Source organism: Flammeovirga yaeyamensis (assembly GCF_018736045.1).
GTDB classification, from domain to species: Bacteria; Bacteroidota; Bacteroidia; order Cytophagales; family Flammeovirgaceae; genus Flammeovirga; species Flammeovirga yaeyamensis.
In genome coordinates this window covers 298,944-322,810 of the sequence record NZ_CP076133.1, presented here as the reverse complement: position 1 = coordinate 322,810, position 23,867 = coordinate 298,944, and the positions used below count along the sequence as shown (strand labels likewise).

The following is a 23,867-nucleotide window of genomic DNA, read 5'->3' as shown; positions in this document are numbered from 1 at the left end:
AATACTACAATTATGCTTTGGGGCTGGGCTGATGCAAAAGAGAAAATCACCATCAATGCATCCTGGTTGAATGAACAATTGAATATAGAAGCGGACAAGGAGGGGAATTGGACAGTTGAAGTACAAACTACCAACAGCAAAGCACCACAAACGATAAAAATCACCAGTAAGGAATCAGATATTTTATTAGAGAATATTTTGTTTGGTGAAGTATGGTTGTGTTCAGGGCAATCGAATATGCAACAACCGATGAAAGGTTATAATGGACAACCTACCTTTGGTTCTGTTATGGCTATTACAAAGTCAAATAATCCGAATTTAAGACTATTTTCAGTTGGTAGAGTCGGCTCAAAGACTCCGTTAAAAGATGTTGAGAAGTATACAGCTTGGCAACAAGCCTCTCCAGAGAGTGTTTTAGGCTATAGTGCTATAGCCTATTTCTTTGGGCAGCAGTTACAAGAGATTTTAGATGTTCCTGTAGGGTTAATACATACTTCTTGGGGCGGCAGTTCGGTTCAGGCATGGATAAGCAAAGATGTGATGAACGGTTATCAAAAAGTCAGTCTTGATGAATTAGATATTACAAAAAAGACAAATCATATTCCAACAGCCTTGTTTAATGCGATGATTAATCCACTAACTCAATATACCATAAAAGGAGCATTATGGTATCAGGGAGAGTCTAACAGAATGGAACCAGAGAATTATAAAAAACTTTTCCCAGCAATGGTGAAAGATTGGCGTCAACGATGGGGAATTGGTAATTTCCCATTTTATTACGTACAAATTGCTCCTTATATGTATGGCAATAACGATGCTTTTCAATCTGTTGATAACTCAGCCTTTATTCGCGAAACTCAAATACAATGTTTGGATTTGATTCCAAATTCGGGTATTGCTATTACCATGGATATTGGAGATGATTTTTGCATTCATCCTCCTAAAAAGAAAGAAGTCGCTGACAGATTATTATTCAATGCACTTAATCAAACTTATGGATACAAAACGGTAGATTTTGCTGCTCCAATATTTGATTCTCAAGAGATAAAAGATGGTGGATTAGTTTTAAAATTTAAAAATGCCGAGACAGGGCTATATTCGTATAATAAGTTAGAAGGATTTGAGATTGCAGGAAAAGATAAGATTTTTTACCCTGCCAATGCAGAAATTGTTATGCGCAAAAAAGTTTTTGTACAAAGTGATAAAGTACCGAATCCTGTAGCAGTAAGATATGCCTGGTACAACTGGGTAGTTGGAACTCTTTTTGACACCAATCTTCTACCTGCGTCATCATTTAGAACAGACAAATGGGATGATGCTACTCGAATTGAAAAATAAGATGTATTAGGTAAAAGTCATTTAGAAATGAAAACAACAAGGCTATAACAATGTGTATAATTCATAAGGGTTTTAGAGGTTTTCGAGCGGTATACCCGCATCAATTTTGGGTGGTAACTTGATAAGTTTAAAGTCCGCAATCCCTTACGAAATCATACACTTAACGTTACCAGTAATATATCAATTAGGTTAATGACGAATAAAATCACTAAAATAATTTTATCTATATCTATTGTAATCCAAATTTTGATTCTGTCGATTCTTTTGATAGCTGAAGTTCAAGGAATATTCAGTGGTCTAAAATATTGATTTCATTACTTATTGATTTTATATGTAATTGTACCAGTATTTATAGCAGTAGGGATTTTGGAGTATTTTGGATTGAAAAAATTAGTGAATAGGCTTTCCGAAATAATACTATTTCCATTTTTGATTGCTATTAGCATGTTGATAGTTGTGACGTACGAAGGAAATTCTGATCCAATTAGACAAAGTTATTTAGTAATTTTAGTTGAGTTGGGTGCAATATTGTTACTTTTTTATTCGCTTTGGAAAGTGATGAAAATAGAACTAAATAAAAAATTAAATAACCATTGAATGTGATGGGTGGAAAGAAACTTATCAGACTTACGCTAAACTGCGTTGCTGCCAATACAAGTAAAAAGTGCTATATATTGCCCCTTTATCTATTGTTTAAAATAGCTATCAAGTAATTCATCTAAAAAGTGCACTTAAAAGCACTTTTGTTTGATGCGAATTAGATTAATTAGTAATTTTACAGGTAAAAGAGCTTTATAATGCACTCAGAAAAGTTAATTAAAACAATAAAAGAACGTAGAGAAAACCTAAAAGTCAATCAAGAGAACTTGGCTAAACTTTCAGGAGTAGGGTTAAGGACGCTAAAACAATTTGAAAGTGGTAAAGGTAATCCAACGTTACAAACTATTCAGAAAATTGCTGATGTATTAGGATTGGAAATATGCTTAAAGGTTAAAACAACTATTACGGATGAGGAAAGCAAGAATATTGTATAAAAATCAAGAGGCAGGTATGTTGATTCAACATGACAATGGTTCTTTTACTTTTAAATATGATAATTCATGGATAAGCGATGAAAGCAAGCCAGTTGTTAGTTTAACATTCCCAAAGTCACAACAAGAATATCATTCAGAGTTTTTGTTTCCATTTTTTTATAATATGTTGCCAGAGGGTTCAAACAAACAGATAGTTTGTAAGCTAAACAGGTTGGACAGAAATGATTATTTTGGTTTGCTAATAACAACGGCAAAGAACGATAATATAGGTGCAATAAAAGTTTTAAAAGTAGAATAGTACTATGAATTTGGATGAAATTAAATATTGCCCCGGAACATTATCTAAAGGACATACTACATATAGTAGAGCTTGCCTGTCTAAAGTGTTTAAAGGAAAAAAGGTGAATCATATATTACCTTATGATTCACCAACAACGAACTCCGAAACGGATGAATTATTTGATAATAATCGAAAACGAATGTCTATTTCTGGTGTACAGGAAAAGTTTTCTGTATTGCTCGACAAAAACAAACTGCGCCTGATTAGCGAAGGAGAACAAGGAGAATACATCCTAAAACCTATTCCAAGTGCTGGAAAAAGACAAGAAAGTATGCCAGCTAACGAGCATTTGACAATGCAGATTGCAAAACAAGTTTATGGAATAGAAACTGCTGAAAACGCATTAATATTTTTCAAAAATGTTTCTCCAGCCTATATAACAAAGAGGTTTGACTTAAAAGAGGATGGTTCTAAACTAGCACAAGAAGACTTTGCTTCACTTTCGGGAAGAACACCGCAAACACATGGAGAACATTATAAGTATACTGGAAATTACTACGAATTATTTCAAATTCTAAAAAAATATGTTCCTGCATACCCTTTAGAGGCTCCGAAACTCTTGAAAATAATCATCTTCAATTACTTGTTCTCGAACGGGGATGCTCATTTTAAGAACTTTTCTTTAATAGAAACCCCAATGGGTGATTTTAAATTAAGTCCAGCTTACGACTTGGTAAATAGCAGGATACATATTGAAGATAAAGATTTTGCTTTAGAAGATGGACTTTTACCTAAAAGCCTAACCCAAGGAAAAGTTATTTCACAAATTAAAATATTATCAGAAAAAGCAGGAATTAGTGAATTGATTTACGATGACATAATAAATACAATGTTTAATCAGTCTGATTTGGTAGAACAACTGATCTTTTCTTCATTTTTAGATAAGAAAACACAGACGAACTATTTTCAATCCTATCAAACTCGATTAAAAAAATTAATGAAATAACGAAGTACTGGCGGCAACAATTTGTATAATTAAGAAAAGAAAATAAGGCGTATAAATCAGTTACTTAAGCATTACCCTTATTGGGTAGATTCTTATGAATACCAAACAAAGAAATCCATCGGTAAACAGTATGAGGGAAAACTTCACGTACGGTTTGATGAGGGGTTCTTATAGTTTTCTCAAAATGATTACATTTATAATTATTTAAACTGAGAGAGTTATCAGGCTCTACTCTATTGAGAAAGTGAAAAAATGAATATAAATTCAACCTTAATATCATTAATCTTACTCTTTTTGCCATCACTTAGCTATGGACAGGATACAATAAGACTGGATAGAAAACCTAAAGTAATAATCAAAAGCTGGTACCCTGAATTCAAAGAATTTCCAGATTTGAAAATTGGTGAAAGAAAAATTCTGTATACAAAAGTACCGGACTTTAAAGTTACTTCAATAAGAGACAATGATATTAATTTAATAACTCAAGACGATAGTATTTTAATTAAGGAAACCGAAAAAACAAATCAATATCTTATTACTGTTAATCCTACTGACTCAAATAATGTAGAATTTGAAATATGGTTTGAAATGACTGATAAAACTATTTTAATTAATCAAGAAGGAAGTTGGATTGATATAAGAACATTATATCCTATTAAAGGCAATAGAATTTTAATAGACACTGTTAAATTGAAAATAAAAAAATAAATTTCTCACAGCAATGTATAAAATTCATAGCTCCTTTGATCGCTACACATTTTATACTAACCGTAGCTACCATAATAAGAGAAAATGATGAATGAAAAATTACTAGCTTATAGATTTGAAACAAATAGAAATGAAAAAGCATTTGAGTCAATAAATTGATGGGAAAGAAAAAGAATCATTTTTAATGGATTTAAAGTTCTAATACAAGCAATAACTATTGGTATGTATTGGAATGGTAAAGTATTTGGAATGACTTCAGGCTTTTTGTTGTCAATCGCATATTTGATTATTGGGAATGTTATGTTCACAATTGGCTTGGCAAGTGAACTATTATCCATATATTATTTTGGTGATAATAAATAAATGAGAGGGTGGAGAATGATTTTGTTTTGCTTGGGTTATTATTCACGATTTTTCTAACTTATTATATGTATTCAAGTACATTATTTTTCTTTAGCAGATTCAGTTTATCTTATTGAGAAAGGAAAAATCAATATATAGTATACGTATCTCAAACCTTACCATCTAAATTTATCTTAACTAATCTAATAATATAGTTATCGTAGAAATAGACAGAGTTAGGAGATTAAGCCCTAGTTGAACAAAGGCGGTGGGTTACACATCGATGTCTGTATGGAACTTAGGGTAGACTTTTCATTTATTTGAAAGGTCTTTTTTGTAACTCATTTTTCAATCATTCTAAGACCATCTTCTTCTGAGTATTTTTAAACAAAGAATTTCACTCAAAAGTATCTGATTTTAACAAGTAGAGGGTGTAAAGATTATGCTTACTTTCATAAGCAAAAAAACGAGAAAGAAGTGTTTTGTTTTCTTTGAGAAGAAGCAGATAATTATTAATTTGTTCGTCGGAAAATTCAAATGGATCCTTTAAACTACAACGAAATACTAGCGATAGTACTGATGTAGTTTTGAAAAGTAGAAGAAGACTTTCCAATAAGAGTCATGTTTTGATACACTTGATCAAGCATGTTTTTTAAACTAGGAACAACACGTTTCACTTTTTCGACAATTGTCCTTTTTTCATCTTAGTTAAACTATTAATCACAAAATCAATTAAGGTATAAAGGTAAGAGATTGTGGGCTTTAGCTAGCGAAGCTTTTGTTTAACACTATGTAAAAGCATTAAAACGCTTTTTACATTTAACGTTGACTTAATAACAAACTATGAATAGAAAAAATTTTTTAATGTTATTTGGATTACTAAGTACTTCCTCCATATTCTTTCCATCAAATCTTATTGGTTCAATATCAGACAAGTGGAGTAACTTCAAGCATATCTATTCAAGTAATAAGCTTAAATTGGAGTTCTTTAAATTCTTAAAGAATGTCTTTAACTTATTTCCTGAAGACGAGTTGCATAAACTTATTTCAGAATCGACTAACAATAACTCCAGTGACAAAGAAATCTACTTAGATACTCAATCTAAACTAGGTGACATAAGCTCTTTCTTCTCTGTATTTGAATATGAATTACCTTCCCTGCTTAAACAAAAGGAAGAAATGGCAAAACAAAGTTTAATGCTATTAGAATCAGGTGCCACTTATAATGGCTATTTAGAAATCGGTTCCTCTGGTCGCTACCTTGATTACTTAGAAGAGAAAGTCAACATTGAAGGTAATAGGTATTACGCAGATGGTAAAAAACCAGGCTATTCACTGACCGAAATGGTTGACAGAGGCCAAATATTTATTGGAGCAGAGTATATACCGCTAGCTGATTACAACACCAAATACTCGGAAATTATAGAGAATGAAAGTCTAGATTTAGTAACAGTTTACATAGGCTTTCACCATTGTCCTGTTGACCTAAGGGAAACATTCATTTCCTCTATTCGTGATACCATGAGAATGGGTGGAAAACTCATCTTAAGAGACCATGACTGTCATGATAAAGACCAAGAAACTATTGTAGCTCTTGCACATGATGTTTTTAATATGGGCACCCGAGAAACGTGGGAATACAATGAGAATGAAACCAGAAATTTCTATTCTTTAGACTTTATTATTCAGTTCATTGAGAAAATCGGTTTTCAATTTGAAAAACAAACACTTTTTCAAGATGGTGATCCTACTAAAAATGCATTAATGTTATTTACAAAAACTCAAACTTCATGAAACTAACCGTAAAGCTAATCCAATTTTTATTCAGACTTCCTGGTAAGTTTTTTAAATTCATCCACCGAAAGAAAAGATATACTATTCCTTTTTATGCTTTTGTGGTCTATATCATCTCTGTCATAATCATTATTAAAACTGCTGGTGACCCAACTTTTGACAAGATCTTGGAAAATAAATTGGTAAATGATATTACTCAACTTAATCCGATACAAGTAAGCAATGTTGTTCAACCATCTAATGTAGAAGATATTATCAATGCTATTCAATCAACTACTGGCCCTATCTCTGTTGGCGGTGGTCGCTATAGTATGGGAGGGCAAGTGGCTTTTGACAACAGTCTCCATATTGACATGCGTCAATTCAACCAAGTACTAAATCTCGATACAGAAAAGAAACAAATCACAGTACAGCCTGGTATTACATGGAGAGATCTTCAAAATTACATCGACCCATACGATCTCTCTGTTAAAATTATGCAGACTTACGCCAACTTTACGGTTGGTGGTTCTATATCGGTCAATTGTCATGGACGTTATATTGGGCATGGACCAATCATTTCATCTGTTCTAAATATTAAACTAGTCACTTCCGAAGGAAAACTAATTACTGCGAATAGAACCGAAAATTCAGACATTTTTAATGCTGCTATAGGTGGTTACGGAGGTATTGGAACCATTGTAGAAACTACCTTACAGCTGGAGAAAAACGTTAAAGTCGAAAGACAAACCAATTTGGTTGAAGTCAAAGACTACCTCTCCTTTTTCAACGAGAACATTAGAAATAATAAAAAAGTAATTTTCCAAAACGGAGACTTATATCCTCCTCATTTTAATGAAGTGAATAACGTAGCTTGGGTCGAAACGGATAAAGAGTTAACCGATACCATCAGAGTTACACCAACAGGGCTTGATTACAGCCTGGAACACCGATTATTAAAAGTTGTTTCGTGGGGGAATTTTGGTAAATGGATAAGACGAAAAATCATTGACCCATATCTTTATAGCAATGAAGTTGTAACATGGAGAAATAAAGAGGCTAGTTATGATGTCAATGAACTTGAACCTAAATCAAGGAAAGAATCGACTTATGTATTACAAGAATACTTTATTCCAATAAATAACATCGAGTCCTTCATTCCAAAAATGAAAGCCGTTTACGATCAGTTTGATGTAAATGTCATTAATGTTTCCTTACGTCATGCCTACCCCGATAAGGAATCACTACTTTCTTGGGCTCCTGAAGAAGTTATCGCTTTAGTTATCTACTACAAGCAAGGAACTAGCGATGAAGCAAAAGAAAATGTGAAACAATGGACGCAGGCTATGACGGATGCTATCCTTAGCGAAGGAGGCACTTGGTATCTTCCTTATCAACCACATGCAACAGTTGACCAATTCAACAAAGGTTACCCAAATGCCAGTACATATTTTTCTTTAAAAGATAGTATTGATCCTCAACACCGGTTTAATAATAAGTTACTTGATAAATACAATCCCTACATTGCTAATAGAATCGAAAAAGAAGGCAATAATATTAAGGGCTACTATCGCAACGAAGAACAAACTATTTTAACAGTTCCAGAGTGGTATTTAGTTTTTAACCCTAAAGAATATGCTGACTACCTAGCATCAGGGGCTAATCCTTCTGACTTCCCTTTCTATGCATCTATTGATGAATATTGGTCACTTTATGATCGTTCCTTAAAGCTAGTTTCAGAAGCATATCCCACAAACGAAGAGTACATCACTATGCTGCAAGTTATTGGTGTATCTATAACGCTAGAGTACACCATTAAAATCATTTATGAGAACACAATCGGCAAAGTCTTTAGTTACCTCCATAACGGTATCAATTCGGATGAAGAAGAAATGATCAACCAAGCTCATCGTGCTTATAGCGACTTTATCTATCAAACGGCATGGTACGAATTTGATTTTCTTCCGTGGATAGGTAAAGTATGGAGTGTTTCAAATACCAAAGACAGCAACTGGTTGAGAAAGTTTGAACGCAAGACCCTCTTTACTTTCGAATTCTTGCTTAAGGCAGGTTATGGAAAACTCATAGAATGGGCAGCCACTTCAACCTATGAAGAGCCTGTGACTGACATCTATGTGCTAGCAACCTCCTCAGGTGAAATATCTACCAACAATGAAGTCAAAGTCTATACTAAAAAGGACAATATGTATCTTCTTGCTATTGAGCGTTGGGGAGCCTTCACAACCAATTTAATTCGACTAGTAGATGAAGATATTCAGATTCATAACATTGGTGGGAATGACGAAATTCTTGTGAGTATTATTGCACCAAAAGATATCTCACTACATGAAGATAAAATACAGGTACTCTACAAATCCAATATTGTTACAGATAATAGCTCTAAAAGATTCGTGTACTTTATGCATGTCTCTGAATTAATTCCTTTTATAAAAAGAATGAAAACAAAAGGAATTGAAATAGAACATATTTTTGATTATTAATAACTAATAACCATCCACCAGATGACGGATATGCTGGTTGTAGTTTAGCCAGTATGTTAGCGGTAAAAATAAGAAACAGAGAAACTAACAGATAAACATATGAAGAAATACAATTGTCCTAGTTGCAGTAAAGAATTTGCAATTGGATCAAAATTTTGTCAACATTGTGGCCGTAATTTAGAACTTGAAATTATTGAAAATCCAATGTGTCCTAAATGCCACAAGACATTTCCTGAAGGTTCTAAATTTTGTGATATTGACGGTTCTAAATTGACTTCACCTGATAAGTTAATACCAAAATGTGTAAAGTGTGGAACAGAATATTCAATCGAAACAAAATTTTGCCCTAAAGATGGTGGAGCAGTAATACCAGAAGCACTTAGGTTTGACATTAATGAACAAAACATTTCAAAACAATTCAATTTTAATGGCACATATTCAAAAGCTTCTTTGGGGAATCGTTTTTTAGCTTCTTTATTAGATGGTCTAATTACCACTGGATTTGCTATACCATCTTTAATATTCTATATGATTGGTATGGTAAAACTTCAAGACTATTATAATAGTGATGAAGCCATTCCTTTATTTATCTTGGCAGGATTTCTATACTTAATTCCTTTGACATATAGCTTTATCAAAGATGGTATCGGTAAGGGACAGAGTTGGGGCAAAAAAGCTGTTGGACTAATGGTAGTCTATCTTCCCCAAAATGCACCTTGTTCGTTAGGACAATCATTTTTAAGAAATTTGATAATGGTGTTATTAGGTTTAATACCTCTTATTGGATGGTTAATTGAACCAATTATTGTTCTAGCATCTGAAAATGGCAGAAGATTAGGAGATAAAGCTGCAAATACACAGGTTATCGAATTAAAAACATTATAACTAAATAAAATTAAATTATGTATTGTCAAAAATGTCAAACACAAAATGAAGAGAGTGCTCAATTCTGTAGAAATTGTGGCACAAACTTGAATATATTATCGGAGTCAAAATCTGATAATGGGATAACAGATACTTTGCTTTTTATTTTCATAATAATTGCATTTATATCAGCTATTGCTCAATTTACAATACAAAAACTAGATACTAATTGGTATGAAGGAGCAACCAAATATATACAAGGTGGTTTTTGGATTTTGCAAAATTTCAGCTTTTTACTAATTGCAATTGCCATTAAGAATAAGCCACTTAAAATTACAGCAATCATTATAACAGTTTTATTAATAAGTTACTGGCTCTATACTAATGTTATATTCTTAATTGGGTAAGAATTAAAATCACAACGTTCTGGCAGGTAAAGTACTAAATATCAGGGCTTGTATTCTGTTCAAACTACTTAGCGGTTTGATAGGAAAGTGCCACATACTCTGCCACTACTCATACAATTTATCATTAGTGTGCCAGGATGTTGTGGCTTTCCAGTAGGTGAAAATCCTACCTGAGTAATTTACTGTTCACTTAGAAGAGTTACTGAAAGTGATCGCCGTGAGGTGGATAGCTGAAGTTCATTGAGCTCAAAATAACCAAGCCCAAAGTAGCTTCGAAAAGGCAAGCTAAGATGGGGAGAGTTTTGACGGTCTCGAACCCTGTTACATTGTATGAATAAACAGTAACGTGAAGTACAATGATTTACTGGAGTCATAGGGATGGCGTGGTTATAGATGGAAAGTGACGGAACGTGACGGAACGTGGGAGATCTGTTATGATGGTTCTAAATGCTACTATATGTTTGTATAAGTAAGAAAAGAAAATAAGGCGTTTAAATTAGCTACTTAAGCATCACCCTTATTGGGTAGATTCTTATGAATATCAAACAAAGAAATCCATCGGTAAGCCGTATGAGGGAAAACTTCACGTACGGTTTGATGAAGGGGTTCTGATAGTTTTCTCAAAATGATTACATTTATAATTATTTAAACTGAGAGAGCTATCAGGCTCTACTCTACATATCAAATAAAAACATTGAGCTTTTCAAATCAAATAAAAGAAGATATCAGTGCCTTAGCTGCACGACATTGTTGCGTATGTCATCAACATAAAGGGAATAATTTAGAAGTTCACCATATAGAGGCCAAAGCTCAAGGCGGAGAAGATACTCTTGAGAATGCTATTCTTTTATGTTTTGATTGTCATGCTGATGCAGGACACTATTTTGCAGGACATCCTAAAGGACTAAAACTTTCCCCATCAGCCCTTAAGAAACATAAGAACTCTTGGCTTGAAATAGTCAAGGAGAATAAAATAAATATTCCTGTTCTTCAGGACGTATCTCTAAGTTTTTCACATAATGAAAGAACTAGATTAAACCCAGTATTCATAAGGAAAACAACAATATACAAGGACATAAAAGAATTGAGGAAGATTGATTACAAATCAATCCTTAAGGATCTTCCTCCCACCCCCCTTCAAGTTCAATTCCTTGATCCAAAAGTTGACTCATTTGAAGATTTTATAAACTTTATAAACGGTGAACATATAAAGAAATTAAATTTTCAAAATCCATTCGAAAACAATTCACAACCTGTTCATCATTCAATGGACATGTACTTTGGGTCTACTAAATCTAGTAATGAAAGCATTTGCTTGATAAACTTAATATTAAGGAATAATGGATTAAAAGTATTGGAGGATTTCAAAGTTTACTTAAAGTTCGAAAATGTTGTTTGTGCTGATACTGTAAATAAAAACACTTCATATATTGATTTTGAGAAATATGATTATAACGTGATATTCAATAATAAAACCGATGCTGTTTTTATTCCTGACTACAAGGTTTTAGTTCAAAAGGATTTTATTGAATTAGACCAGATTTGTTTTAGAACAGAAGAAAATGTCAATGAAATTAAAATCACTTGGCACTTGTTGGCTAGAGATTATGATCAAAAAGAATCTTTTAATTTGAAAATTCACTCCACGATAGTAGATGAAGAAGATGTTAAGTATGTAGAATCTCCAGAAGACTATGAACCAGAAATTATAATTTTAGATAAAGTGAATTAAATATAAAAGATACTAACATCATGTAAATAGCATTGAAACGCATTTTACATTAGCTATTATAGTGTTTTTTGGCAACTAAATTTCGAGATTAGTCTATAAAAGTAATTCAATGAAATTTGTCTTTAAAAAACGAAGAAATGAATAAATTGCTTTTTCTTTTAATAATATTATTAGCTCTTAATATAAACTATTCATATAGTCAAGGGTCTAAGGATTCAATTCTAAAAGCAAGACAGTGTGAGTTGGATAGTATTGAAAAAAAACAAATTTTTCATTCATATGGAGAAGACGATATTATTGGTTTTAATCAATCAAAATTAAATAAGGTATTTTTAAAGAATGTTTTATGGTCAAAAGATTATGATAAATTACCTCCTACAAAAGTATACTTTTCTTTTGTCTTAACATCAGAACAAAAAATATTAAATACATGTAGTAGTCATGAAATTAAAAACCATGATATTCTAATAAAGAAAATATTAAATTGGTTTATCTCGAATGAAATTAAAGTCAAAAATAGTACTAGGTTCACTGTTTTTTTTTCATGTATAAAATATAATTAATAAAGAATACACTAGCTAATTAATAGTGAGAATGAAAAATCTAATAATAAATTGTCTTTTGATTTTAAGTGTTGTGGCTTGTAATACTCAACAAAAAAATAACGAAAAGAAAGACCAAGAAATGCTCAACATATTTAAAAAGAAAAATCAGAAAAAGTCTGAAGTACTATCTCATACAGATTACAATAAAGTTTTTGACAATGACTCAATAGAAGGAATGCCGATTACAGTAATTGACATTGGAGAATTGAAAGTGCCTTCTGGAAAAATTGTTGTATGTGATCCACTAGTAACGCCTGAAATGCAACCGCTAAATCAAGAGGTTAAAAGTGGAGAATATCCAATCAAAATTTATGAAGTTAAAACAGAAAATTCTGGAGACAGATATGCAATAGCAAAATTGCAATTTAATAACCATAGAGCTGAAAAATGGGTTTTAGCTGTTCGAGAAGGAGAGGATATAAATGAATTGACCGAAGAGGGAGACTTTTTTGGTTTTCCTGTTGATGCTGGATTGGGTGGTTTTTTTGACATACAAGCGGGAGTGGAATATTTAAAATTTCAAGAAGACTTTTATAAGTCAAATTCCAATGGAAATATTTATGACGATTTATTTGCAATGGAATTTAAGAAAAGTGCAAAAGACCAAAATGATCCAAATGACTATGGTAATTGGGTAAATTTTAAACTTCCGAATTCTGACTTAAATATCACAATGTTTCAGTCAGGCTACGGTGATGGAATGTATCCAGCATATTGGGGAATTGACAAAAATGGTGAAATAACATCATTGGTAATTGATTTTTTTGTTGTCCTACTACCAGATGAATAATAAAAACTAATGGCAGCATAAGCTATTCTCTATCCATCGGATGACACACCTGATGGTCTAAGTTTAGCAATTATGTAAAACATTTAAAAAATGAACAAACTAATAGCATTCATCCTGATTTTGATAATAGCCCCAATTCTAGGTGGAATATATGGAGTTATTCATGACCAAATAACGTATTCAATATCAGAAGAGTATTACACCAAATTTAAGTTCATACAATTTGGACTTGAAAATTGGGGAATGGGACAAAATATTGGAACAATAAGAACACCAGAAATCGAATTAGCGAATCCAAGACTCGGAGCAGCAATTGTTGGGGTACTAGCCACTTGGTGGGTAGGTTTGATCATTGGAATATTTCTCGGTTTTATTGGTTTAATTCACCGAAACGGAAAAGAAATGTTGAATATTTCTTTAAAGGCCTTTTTATTAACAATAGGAATAGCTTTGTTGACCGGATTAATCGGACTTTTATACGGTAAAATATTTTTAGTAGATAACCCTCCGAATTGGTTTTTACCTGATAACCTAATTGAAAGAGGAAGTTTTATTATGGTAGGTTCAATGCACAATTTCAGTTACTTAGGTGGATTGATAGGATTAATTAGTGCAATAACATACAGTATTAGGCAAAAAAGAGGGTATAAAAACGGCAAACAATAAAGTATATAACTTATGATAGTAAACAGCTCTCAGTAAGGTTTTTATCTAGCTTTGCTTTAGATCGATAGGAAGTGCCTAGAAATCGCCAAAGGCTATAAGTATTAACATTAAAAATAAAATTATGGGATTTAATATATCTGGACTCGCTATAAATTCAAGCTATGAGAATAAGCTTGTAGAATTACAAAACGATCTTAATCTTACTTTTGATTATATCGAAGATGTTAACTTTGAAACGGCTTCTAGTAATTGGACTGATGAAGGTATAGCATATATATACTTTACGCCAAAGAGTACATTACTTTTTTTACATGTTGATATGTGTATTGAGCCGTACCCAATTAAAGAGAATAATGTTTTGTCTTTTGCATTATCGGAATTATCGATGGCATTTAGTATAAATTATACAGAAGGTAAAGAAGTCAAACGTTACATCATTGAACACAATGGTGAAAAAGTGTCAGATGAAGGCACTTCTTTTAGTTTTGAAAACAGTTGTGATGATGCATCTGAAATAATTTGGAAACTATTAGATGAGGTGCTAGATACTTCTTATGACGACATTGATTTAGCTGCAACAGCCAAAAAATTCAGAGTGACATATGGTAAACCAGTAGTCAAGCAACCAACACAACCAACGGATAATTCAGAGACAAAGAATATCGAGAATAAAGACCCTCAACAAGAATTAGAGTCTAAATACAGACAATTATCAAATTCTGAACTTATCGCTGAATTCAAAAGATATATTGACACACCCGATGTTAAGACAAGCGATCTAAGTAAAGAAGAGCAATTAGCATTATTATCAATTATAGAGGAACGTAAAATCGGTCTTCAGCATTTTGCTCATGCTACTGAAAAAAAAGAGAATAATGATGGTTGTATGTCAGGGTTGTTATTGATGATGTTATTGACTACATCTTTGATAATATATGCAATACTGTAAAATAGGCTAACAATCGAATGGTATGTAGGATGGATAGGAGGTAGAGTAGGTTCTTCTGTTTTAGAAACTCTTATTCGACTCGTTATAAATTAAAAAATATTCCATCGCTTATTGAGAGCACACATTATTTTAAGGAGTTCCCAATTAGTAATGGAATATTTTTTATGAACGATATCAATAGAATTAATTCGGATTGAATGCCAATACAGTTATATCATCAAATTGCTCTTTAGAGAATTTTTCTTTGATATATTTCTGTATGCTATCATTCCAATCGCTTTCATATTTACCATAAAATTCTTTGCAGATATCAAAAAAGTCTTTCGATTCTTCCGTTTCACCAACGTTCGTTAAACCGTCTGTATACATTACAATAACATCGTCTGGAGATATTGTGTATTCGATATCTTTATAATGTCTAAGCGAATTAAATTTGTTACCAATTGGATATTCTGTGAATGATAACTCATTCACTGATCGGTCCTGAATAATAATACCTCTTCCGTTTGCGGATGTATATATTAGATTATTACCCTCTATATAAGCTATAGATAAGTTGACTTCGTGTCTTAATTGATCTTTCTCCTCCATTTTTTGATTTAATTCATTGATCAAATAATCATGAAGGTTATGTAATAAAAGACTAGGGTAGTAAGGTAACTCTTGAAGTGAATCAAAATATCCTGAAATCACCATAGTTAATAAAGTAGCACTTATAGCATGTCCTTTACAATCTCCAACAACAACCATTGTTGTTTTATTGTAATTATTCACATAATAAAAATCACCGCTGATATTCTCTTTAGGTTTGTAAAGGATGGTATGTTCAGTAAAGAAATCTTTAAGAACTTCCTTTCCTGGTAATGTAATTTTTTGAATTTCTGCCGTATACTTTAAAGCTTCCTGTATAACAAAAAGATCCTTCTCTGCTTTTATTCTTCTTTGTTCTTCTTCTAGAGCAGAAGTCTTCGTACGCTCAGCGACCAATTCATGCTCACGAGTCGAAATTAATTCTTCTTGTTGCTGACGTAATTCTTCTTCTTGCTGGATGATTTCATCATTGTAAGCTTGAATCTCTTGTTCTGCCTTGTTTCGTCCTTTTTCATATTCTAATAAAGTCCAAGCCACATCTGCACTTACACCAATATACACCATTGAGAAGAATAGAAAACCTTGATTTGACATGATATCTAATGGTTCATAAGGTGACCAACCATAAATTGAAGTACAAGTTAAACCAATAGCAAAAATGAAAATCATGAAAGAATAAAGGGCTCCTGTTTTAATATTAAAAAAGAGAAAACCCATACTCAGAGGTGGAATAAAAAAGAAAACTACGGGTGATACTATTCCTCCTTTCAAATAACAGAGAATAGTCACAATAACTGATAATAAAATGACTTGAAGATGGAGCATCCATGTTCGTTTCTTGGAAGGAAATAAAACCAAACCGAGCTGAATTAATCCTAAGGAAGCTAAGACAATTGCCTCTGGGACAAAATCAAAAAATACATGCACTGCGATGAAAATGATCATTAAGACTAAAAATACTCTACTTTTAATCTTAAAGAAATTATAAACATCAAATTTCATATTAAAGTTATTTATTAAGTGAAAGCTGATGTAACTTAAATTTAGAAAACAAAAATCAACCTCTAAATCTATACTTATAGATTAGAGTAATTTCGTTTATCTGTAAATAGGTGAGATGACGATTTGATTTATCAAATAAAAATTTGTCGTACTATTTAATAATTCAAGTTTTTACACTTATATCTAATAATTAAGTTACAGTTATAGTTTATCATATCTTGGTTGTAAATGTAATAATACTAAGTTAATATTGTACACATTTAAGTCTTAAAATACATCGTAATTTTCAGAAATAGCTGATTATCTATTCTTTAAAAATTGTATTTCAAATAATAATAAAAATAAAATTAAACCGATTAAGGCTTAGAGTGTGATTTGTTAAGTGTAACACTATAATTTTTTTATTCCCACTTCTTTGTAACTTTAATCAGATATTCAAAATACTTTAAAGCACAGACTTCAAATGAAAACCTTATTAATAACAATTTCTCTCTTTTTTACATTCAATACATCATGGTCTCAAAATGGGAGATGGGATGTGTATATGGCTCAATATGAAAACGGACCTGGTTCTACCATTCTTAATATGGATTTAATAAATTCAGCTCCAAAAAAATCTCTTCCATATTTAGTGGTAACAGGTGTGACTACAGAAAATTGTAGAGAAGATGGCTTTCCTCAAAATGATGAATTTGAGAAACTACATGATGTATCGGATGCTGTCGAAAACAAAATTCAAGAGGTAACTACATTCGAAATTGTTGGAACATTTACTTATCAGTGTGAACGTTTAGATTATGTTTATGTAAACGACACAACTAAGATTCGTCAGAAACTTACCGAAATGTATACTTCTAACTTTCCTGAGTACGAATATTACATTAATATAAAAATTGATGAGGATTGGGAGGCGTACCTGAAATTTCTTTATCCAAATGAAGAAACTCAAGAACATATGTCAAATATTAAGGTAGTAGCCAAACTCGCAGAATCTGGTGACAATTTAGAAAAAGCAAGACAAGTGGATCATTGGCTCTATTTTAAGGATAAGAAAAGAAGAAAATTATTTACGGATGCAATCATTAAAGAAGGCTTTAAAATCGAAAGTCAGGAAAAGCGAATTGATTTAAGATTACCTTATCAACTTCGAATTTCTAGAACAGATTATGTGTCACCAAATGAGATAAATACCCTCACTCTAAAACTTAGAAAACAAGCTAAAGAGTTCAATGGAGAATATGATGGATGGGAAACTTTTGTGGTAAAACCAGAGGGTGATTTATAGTTGTTCAAGACTTCTACAACTTGGATGCTTTCTAAAGATATCATACAAGTGGCTGTTGTCAAAAATAAGATAAAATAATGTCAGTAGTATCATTTAGTGGATTATCTCAAATTATTCTAGTTATAATTCTTGGACTTGTAATGTCTTTTGTTTTAGCTATTGTTTTGAGAAATAAGAGTAAGCTAGTATTTATACCCTTAGTAATATTTGTATCAATTAGTATTTACTTAGGATTTCTGATCAGTTCTATAAATGATTCAATTAATGAACTTTCATCTGAAAAGCGATTAAAGCAATTATATGAATATTCAAAATCACCTGAAGAATTAGTGAAGGTTGGACAAAATTATACTTTAACTGGTAGGCTGATGTTTAGAAGTTATAAAGGGAAAATAAATTTTGCTAAGCTTTCTGAATCATCAAATCATAGAGATTCAATTTCTATTATATATGATTATATCAATTTTGAAACAGATATCAGAGATAGAAGGAGTATGTGGAATGTGATTTATATGAAAAGTGATGATTTTATAAAAGTATCCGGTTATGAATATGAGGAACTTACTAAAAATGAACAAGTAGTTGAGATGATATTAAAATGTGAGAAATTGTCTGATAACGAATGGTTTTGTTTAAAAGTAATAGATCAAGAGGTTAAGAAAGGTAGAACATCAATCACAGATTAAATTTACAACATCAATAGCTAATCATTTTTTAGACAACTCATTGGTCATAGTTTGGCTATAACTATATTCTTAATCAAAATATTTAAAAAAAATAAAATAACATTTAACAGCTCAAACATTGATAACCACTTAAAATGATGAAAGGAACCATTATACTAATATTTATTTTTATCGGACTTTTTAGCTCTTGTGTAAATAACGAAAGGACAATTTATCTTTTAACTGACCATGCAGAAGATTTAAATACAGATGCTAATGTAACTTTGAATGGAGTTGAGATTGGAGAAGTTGATGATATTCAATTAAATCAACAAGGAAAGATTTTGATAAAGCTTCATCTTGATAAAGAACTAGAACTACCTTTAGATTCAAAATTTATGATAGTAGATAGGAACCTACTAGGATTAAAAGGAATTTCCGTCAAATTTGGAAACAAAAATGATTTAATCCTAAATGGAGATACAATTGAGGTATTTAATGAAGAAAACCTGATTCAACAAAACACTTTATCAATGAAGTTACAAGAAATTTTCGAAAATTTAAGAGGAGCAAAACAAGACTCCATACTTTATGAATTAAGACGATTGAATAATAACTTAGAGGAGTTAAAAAAGTAACAAGCAGTAGCTAAACTATTCTGTTCAGTGAAATTTCCTTCCAATTAGTTCAGTCCAATAGTAAAACAAAGTTATTCTTAACACCTAAAGCAAAAGATATCAAAGTGGAATTATTAAGATTAAATGATGGTAATCAAACAGAAGTAATCTATTATTCGAAAAGTAAAAAAGATCTTTTTTTAGAAAACGATTTTGATTGGGTAGACTATGATTTTGAAGATAATCCCTACTCACGTTTAGTTGAATATATAGATGAAAATTCCAATACTCCGAGCACATTTAAAAATAACAATGATTTTCAAAATTATTGGTTAAAACTAAATAGACCACAGAAAGTCATTTGGCTTTTTGGTATATTACAGACTTATGTTTACTCTGTTGTTATTGACGAATTCTTCTATAATTTCTATTATTTTAGTCATGCGGTAATTGATATCTTAAATGAGTTAGATTTAAAACTAGAGCTGAGTATTTACCATCAAGAGTTATATTATTTTGTAAATGATGAAACTAATAAGCAATTCATACAGGATAACATGAATGATATTAAGCCCTATATTTTAGAACAATGCCAAGGTATTAAAACAAAAAATGATGAACTTTTAGGTGAGGGTATGATAAAACAAATACACAAAACGCTGTTTGATTATATAGTGACAAACAAAAAATATTTCTTTCAATAAAAAAAGAGCAATCAAACGAATTCAAATTTTTCTCCCCCGATTCAGAAAATACTAATGGTATTTTAAAAGGAAGAAATAATTAACTTCACCCAAACTTCAGCTTAAATCATAGTTGACTCAAACACATAGGGGTATGGTCATTATTTTATGATACTGTAAAATATTATTTACATCCTCATCAATGAAAAATCTAAAAATTCATATCAATAAAATTCCAATACTCACTAAGAGTAGCAAGTGGGCGGACTTTTTAGTATTTGGAGTAGCATCAATAATTATTATTATTCTTTTACCAATTATATTGATTGTAGGATTATATTCTTTTTTAAATAAGTTGTTTTCTAAAAAAAGTGATTTTAATCCCTATGATTGGAACACAGAGATTAATAATGAATTTTTAGAGATCAAATGGAAATATTGTGAAGCGGAGAAACTACCCAAAGTATTATCTGAAAAACTAGAAGAGAATAACATAGGAAAATATGCTTCTTCAAAAGATTCTGACTTTTTTGACGGATACTTTACTGACTTTAGGCAAGAAATAATTGAAGGTGTTTTTGTACAAAAAGTAGAATTGAACAGTGATGAAAAAGAAATCATTAAAATGCCATTGTATTTTTACGAGTTCGAAAGTGGTCAAACAAAAGAAATCCAAGATTTTAAAGAGTACTCTTTAGATTTAAAAGGAGGGGCAGATGAATTTATGATATACGGTTTTGGAAATGACGAAGAAATACAAATTACTATAAAGCGTGATTAATATGAATAATCAAATCCATTAAATGAATAGAGGTTTAAAACATAAGAAAAATAGAGATAAACCATTTATTTCAAAAACTATTTTGGTAATTATGGGAACTTCAATGTTTATGATGCTTTTGGTTATGTCATTTGAATATAATAATGTAGTCAATAATCATCAGTCCAATAACACTCAGAAAAGGTCTTTTATGATACACAATATTGTAATAGATCCTCCCCGGGGAGATTCAACTAGAAATACATCAGATTCGCTAACAATTTATATTGATGATAACAATGTTTGGGCAGGGAATACTTTCGAAGCAATAAATAGTATTCATGATATTGAACTAACTTCAGGTGAAAAAACACTTAGTGTCCTAAAAGATGGTCAAAAGATTAAAAGTCAATCAATTATATTAGATAATGATTGGAATTTTTATCAAATCACAATTGTACATAGAAGAGTAGGCTTAGAAACAAATCTCAATAGATTTTTTATAGAAAAGGTGCTATTTGAAGACATAGGATTGGATTAATTATATATTGACAAAGCTAAAAATCATTTATCCAAGTTATATTAAAGACATCACAATATCATTTCTACAGCACCATCTTTTAAGAAATAGGTAATTTTGTACATTATCTACCTTCATTGTGTCAACATTTAAGATAGATGGACGAATTAAATAAGAATCATCTATTTTATTTCATTGTTAAGTTCAGCTACTTGATAAATCACTCTCTAACTGAACATCTTTAATTAATACACACTATACTCATGAAATTCAAAATAAAATACTTTCTACTACTCCAATTATGTTTTACATTTTCTTTAGCACAGGCACAATACGAAATAAAGCCAACAAAAGGATATTCACCTCAGATCGGAATAATGGTCGATATGTTGGAAGACTTGAAAGGTAGAATTACCGAAATGACCAAAGACCTCGATCAAAAAGAAACGGATTATATGTTTGACGATCAAGCTAACTCAATTGGTGCTTTAATTATGCATTTGGTGGCGACTGAAGCCTATTATCAAGTAGAGACTTTAGAAGGTAGAGCATGGGATAAACAAGAAGAAGAATTTTGGTTAATTGCCAGTAGCTTAGGAGATCATAGTCGAGATGATCTAAAAGGAAAACCCATTAAATATTATCTTGATTTATGGGATAAAATCAGACAAAAAACACTCGATGGTCTAAAGAAAAAAGATGACGCTTGGTTTGCGGAAAATATAGAGGAAGGAATCAATAATCATTGGGTATGGTTTCATGTGATGGAGCACTCTGCAAATCATATGGGTCAAATTGCTCTTGTGAAAAATAGGCTACCTAAGAAGTAGTGTATGAATAGTAAGGATTTAATGATGATATGTGATACTCTATTATTACTTAAATGTTGGTGAGTTAATTTAGAATGAATAAAATTTTAATAGTAGGGAGGAATTTTGGGTGATAAAATTATAACATAAGGGGAAAAAGAGGATAAAGACAAAATTGATTTATAAATTATATTAGGAGTTTTGGAGAAGGTAAGACGAAGTAAAAGTTTAACCTTCTTCAAAGGACCTTATTATTAACTCATTGCTGTAATAACCCATATTGACTACTACCCTTTAATTAGGATTCAAATTAAAGGGGCATAATGAAGAAAAGAAAATTAAATGGAATTTTTAAAACCTAATAATCCCGTTATAAATAAATTCTCATTAAAAAATATAAGTATCACAACACAAGTTTTTATTGGATTTGTGATTGTTACCGTATGCGTATTACTCTCCATTTTCATTTCTTACTATAACTCGAATAGAATCATAAAAAGTGCCGATTGGGTGTTGCATACCCAAGAAGTGCTTACGCAACTTGGAAATATTGAAGCTTTATTGGTCGATTTAGAAACGGGACAAAGAGGATTTCTTATTACTGGTAAAATCGAATATTTAGAACCGTTTATTGAAGGTAAAAAAAGGATTTATCAAGAAATTAGCTCTATAAGAAAGCTTACTTCCGACAACATAAATCAAACCCAAAGAATTGACTCTCTTAAATTGGTGGTGGATAAGAAAATTGAAGAATTAGATCTTACAATCTACTTAAGAAAGAACAAAGGTTATGAAGCCGCCAAAGAAATTGTCAATAACGATTCGGGCAAGTTATTTATGGATGAAATTCGAATGCTGTTATCTGATATTGAAGCAGAAGAATTAAGGTTATTGAAAATTAGAAGTCCAGAACCTGAGCAAATCAAAGAGACAACCAATTATTTACTCATTGGACTTTTTGGTTTTACATTGATCATTATAAGTATTGTTTTTACTTATATCTACCGTTCTATCCGTATTCCAATTCAGAAATTACAAGTGGGTCTTGAACACATTGGTAAAGGAAACTTAGATTATACATTCGAAATTCAAAAGGCAAACGAGTTTGGCAACTTGGCTCAGTTTATAGAATCAGTATTACTAGAACTGAAAACAACAATTGTATCAAAAGAAGAACTAGAGACAGAGATTATTATTAGGAAAGAAGTAGAAAATGACCTTACTAACATCAAAAATAATCTTGAAAACAGGAATAAAGAACTTGAACAGTTTACCTATATCACCTCTCACGATTTGCAGGAACCTTTAAACTCTATCATCTCCTTCTCTAATTTTTTGATCAAAGAAAAAGATAAAATGAGTGAGATAGGGCAAAAGAGTATTGAGGTAATTACTGAAAGCTCTTTTAGAATGAGAGCACTTATTAAAGAGCTTTTAGAATATACTAAGATTGGGAAAAAGTCTTATCAAAAAGAGATTGATGTCGAGAAAATTATTGTGGATTTAAAAACAGATCTACATAGCTTAATTCAAGAAAAACAGGCGTGTATCACTTATAAGGGAAAACCGTTAAAGGTAAATGGGTATAAGCTTGATTTGATAAATTTATTTCAAAATTTAATCGTGAACAGCCTGAAATTTTCTAAAGAAAAGACTCCCCCAATTATTACAATCAATGCCGAAGAACAAACGAACGAATACAAATTCTGGATTTCTGATAACGGAATTGGTATTGAAGAAAAATACTTTGATAAAATATTTATGATTTTTCAGAAATTACATAGACATGATGAATACTCAGGTACTGGAATAGGACTTGCTTATTGTCAAAAAGTAATTGATATGCATAAGGGGAAAATTTGGATGGAATCAAAAATTGGTGAGGGGACGACCGTGTTTTTTACAATAGCCAAGTAAAGCTTAAAATAGGAGACAGCGTT

General features: G+C 31.3%; 23 protein-coding genes. 22 read left to right on the top strand and 1 reads right to left on the bottom strand.

Features of this window, described 5'->3' with window-relative positions:
• Positions 1-12 precede the first annotated feature (12 nt).
• From KMW28_RS21690 to KMW28_RS21625, 14 genes are all read left to right on the top strand, one after another.
• The gene (locus KMW28_RS21690) at positions 13-1,338 is read left to right on the top strand and encodes a sialate O-acetylesterase (protein WP_169662278.1); all 1,326 of its coding nucleotides are present in this window, start codon (positions 13-15) and stop codon (positions 1,336-1,338) included.
• Positions 1,339-2,135: 797 nt separating this feature from the next.
• Positions 2,136-2,372: a helix-turn-helix transcriptional regulator gene (locus tag KMW28_RS21685; RefSeq protein WP_066216360.1), complete on the top strand. Its 237-nt coding sequence runs from the start codon at positions 2,136-2,138 to the stop codon at positions 2,370-2,372.
• Positions 2,347-2,670 carry a HipA N-terminal domain-containing protein gene (locus KMW28_RS21680; protein WP_169662279.1) on the top strand — a complete coding sequence of 108 codons (324 nt, stop codon included), beginning with the start codon at positions 2,347-2,349 and terminating at the stop codon, positions 2,668-2,670. The genes KMW28_RS21685 and KMW28_RS21680 overlap by 26 nt, the downstream gene beginning before the upstream one ends.
• A gap of 4 nt (positions 2,671-2,674) precedes the next feature.
• Positions 2,675-3,658: a HipA domain-containing protein gene (locus KMW28_RS21675; RefSeq protein WP_169662280.1), complete on the top strand. Its 984-nt coding sequence runs from the start codon at positions 2,675-2,677 to the stop codon at positions 3,656-3,658.
• A gap of 252 nt (positions 3,659-3,910) precedes the next feature.
• Positions 3,911-4,366 (top strand): hypothetical protein, encoded by a 456-nt coding sequence (locus KMW28_RS21670; RefSeq protein ID WP_169662281.1) that lies wholly within the window; start codon positions 3,911-3,913, stop codon positions 4,364-4,366.
• Positions 4,367-5,551: 1,185 nt separating this feature from the next.
• Complete coding sequence (locus KMW28_RS21665) at positions 5,552-6,502, top strand: hypothetical protein (protein ID WP_084006177.1); 951 nt, start codon at positions 5,552-5,554, stop codon at positions 6,500-6,502.
• A complete protein-coding gene (locus KMW28_RS21660) occupies positions 6,499-8,982 on the top strand; it encodes an FAD-binding oxidoreductase (protein ID WP_205958111.1) in 2,484 nt (827 codons plus the stop codon). The genes KMW28_RS21665 and KMW28_RS21660 overlap by 4 nt, the downstream gene beginning before the upstream one ends.
• Positions 8,983-9,081: 99 nt before the next feature.
• On the top strand, positions 9,082-9,867 hold the full coding sequence (locus KMW28_RS21655; protein WP_169662282.1) for an RDD family protein: 786 nt from the start codon (positions 9,082-9,084) through the stop codon (positions 9,865-9,867).
• A 17-nt stretch (positions 9,868-9,884) separates the two neighbouring features.
• A complete protein-coding gene (locus tag KMW28_RS21650) occupies positions 9,885-10,253 on the top strand; it encodes a zinc ribbon domain-containing protein (RefSeq protein ID WP_066216349.1) in 369 nt (122 codons plus the stop codon).
• Between the two features lie 694 nt (positions 10,254-10,947).
• The gene (locus KMW28_RS21645; protein WP_205958112.1) at positions 10,948-11,985 is read left to right on the top strand and encodes an HNH endonuclease; all 1,038 of its coding nucleotides are present in this window, start codon (positions 10,948-10,950) and stop codon (positions 11,983-11,985) included.
• A gap of 137 nt (positions 11,986-12,122) precedes the next feature.
• A complete protein-coding gene (locus KMW28_RS21640) occupies positions 12,123-12,548 on the top strand; it encodes a hypothetical protein (RefSeq protein WP_169662283.1) in 426 nt (141 codons plus the stop codon).
• A gap of 31 nt (positions 12,549-12,579) precedes the next feature.
• Positions 12,580-13,380, top strand: a complete 801-nt coding sequence (locus KMW28_RS21635) for a DUF4241 domain-containing protein (protein ID WP_169662284.1) — start codon at positions 12,580-12,582, stop codon at positions 13,378-13,380.
• Between the two features lie 90 nt (positions 13,381-13,470).
• Positions 13,471-14,046 carry a hypothetical protein gene (locus KMW28_RS21630; RefSeq protein ID WP_169662285.1) on the top strand — a complete coding sequence of 192 codons (576 nt, stop codon included), beginning with the start codon at positions 13,471-13,473 and terminating at the stop codon, positions 14,044-14,046.
• Positions 14,047-14,167: 121 nt separating this feature from the next.
• Entirely contained in the window at positions 14,168-14,995 is an 828-nt protein-coding gene (locus KMW28_RS21625) for a hypothetical protein (RefSeq protein WP_169662286.1), read from the top strand.
• 183 nt (positions 14,996-15,178) lie between these two features.
• On the opposite strand, the gene KMW28_RS21620 is transcribed toward KMW28_RS21625, so the two are convergent.
• A complete protein-coding gene (locus KMW28_RS21620) occupies positions 15,179-16,588 on the bottom strand; it encodes a PP2C family protein-serine/threonine phosphatase (RefSeq protein WP_169662287.1) in 1,410 nt (469 codons plus the stop codon).
• Positions 16,589-17,051: 463 nt separating this feature from the next.
• Here KMW28_RS21620 and KMW28_RS21615 point away from each other — a divergent pair, with 463 nt between their 5' ends.
• The 8 genes from KMW28_RS21615 to KMW28_RS21580 all read left to right on the top strand — a co-directional run bounded on the left by KMW28_RS21615 (position 17,052) and on the right by KMW28_RS21580 (position 23,844).
• Positions 17,052-17,873: a DUF695 domain-containing protein gene (locus KMW28_RS21615; protein WP_169662288.1), complete on the top strand. Its 822-nt coding sequence runs from the start codon at positions 17,052-17,054 to the stop codon at positions 17,871-17,873.
• A 77-nt stretch (positions 17,874-17,950) separates the two neighbouring features.
• The gene (locus KMW28_RS21610) at positions 17,951-18,559 is read left to right on the top strand and encodes a hypothetical protein (RefSeq protein WP_169662289.1); all 609 of its coding nucleotides are present in this window, start codon (positions 17,951-17,953) and stop codon (positions 18,557-18,559) included.
• Between the two features lie 134 nt (positions 18,560-18,693).
• Positions 18,694-19,176 carry an MlaD family protein gene (locus tag KMW28_RS21605; RefSeq protein WP_169662290.1) on the top strand — a complete coding sequence of 161 codons (483 nt, stop codon included), beginning with the start codon at positions 18,694-18,696 and terminating at the stop codon, positions 19,174-19,176.
• A 104-nt stretch (positions 19,177-19,280) separates the two neighbouring features.
• Positions 19,281-19,859 (top strand): hypothetical protein, encoded by a 579-nt coding sequence (locus KMW28_RS21600; protein ID WP_169662291.1) that lies wholly within the window; start codon positions 19,281-19,283, stop codon positions 19,857-19,859.
• A 181-nt stretch (positions 19,860-20,040) separates the two neighbouring features.
• Entirely contained in the window at positions 20,041-20,619 is a 579-nt protein-coding gene (locus KMW28_RS21595; protein WP_169662292.1) for a hypothetical protein, read from the top strand.
• A 22-nt stretch (positions 20,620-20,641) separates the two neighbouring features.
• Positions 20,642-21,139 (top strand): hypothetical protein, encoded by a 498-nt coding sequence (locus KMW28_RS21590; RefSeq protein WP_169662293.1) that lies wholly within the window; start codon positions 20,642-20,644, stop codon positions 21,137-21,139.
• A 242-nt stretch (positions 21,140-21,381) separates the two neighbouring features.
• Positions 21,382-21,948, top strand: coding sequence for a DinB family protein (locus tag KMW28_RS21585; protein WP_169662294.1), 567 nt, complete (start codon positions 21,382-21,384; stop codon positions 21,946-21,948).
• A 321-nt stretch (positions 21,949-22,269) separates the two neighbouring features.
• Complete coding sequence (locus tag KMW28_RS21580; protein WP_169662295.1) at positions 22,270-23,844, top strand: sensor histidine kinase; 1,575 nt, start codon at positions 22,270-22,272, stop codon at positions 23,842-23,844.
• Positions 23,845-23,867: the final 23 nt, after the last annotated feature.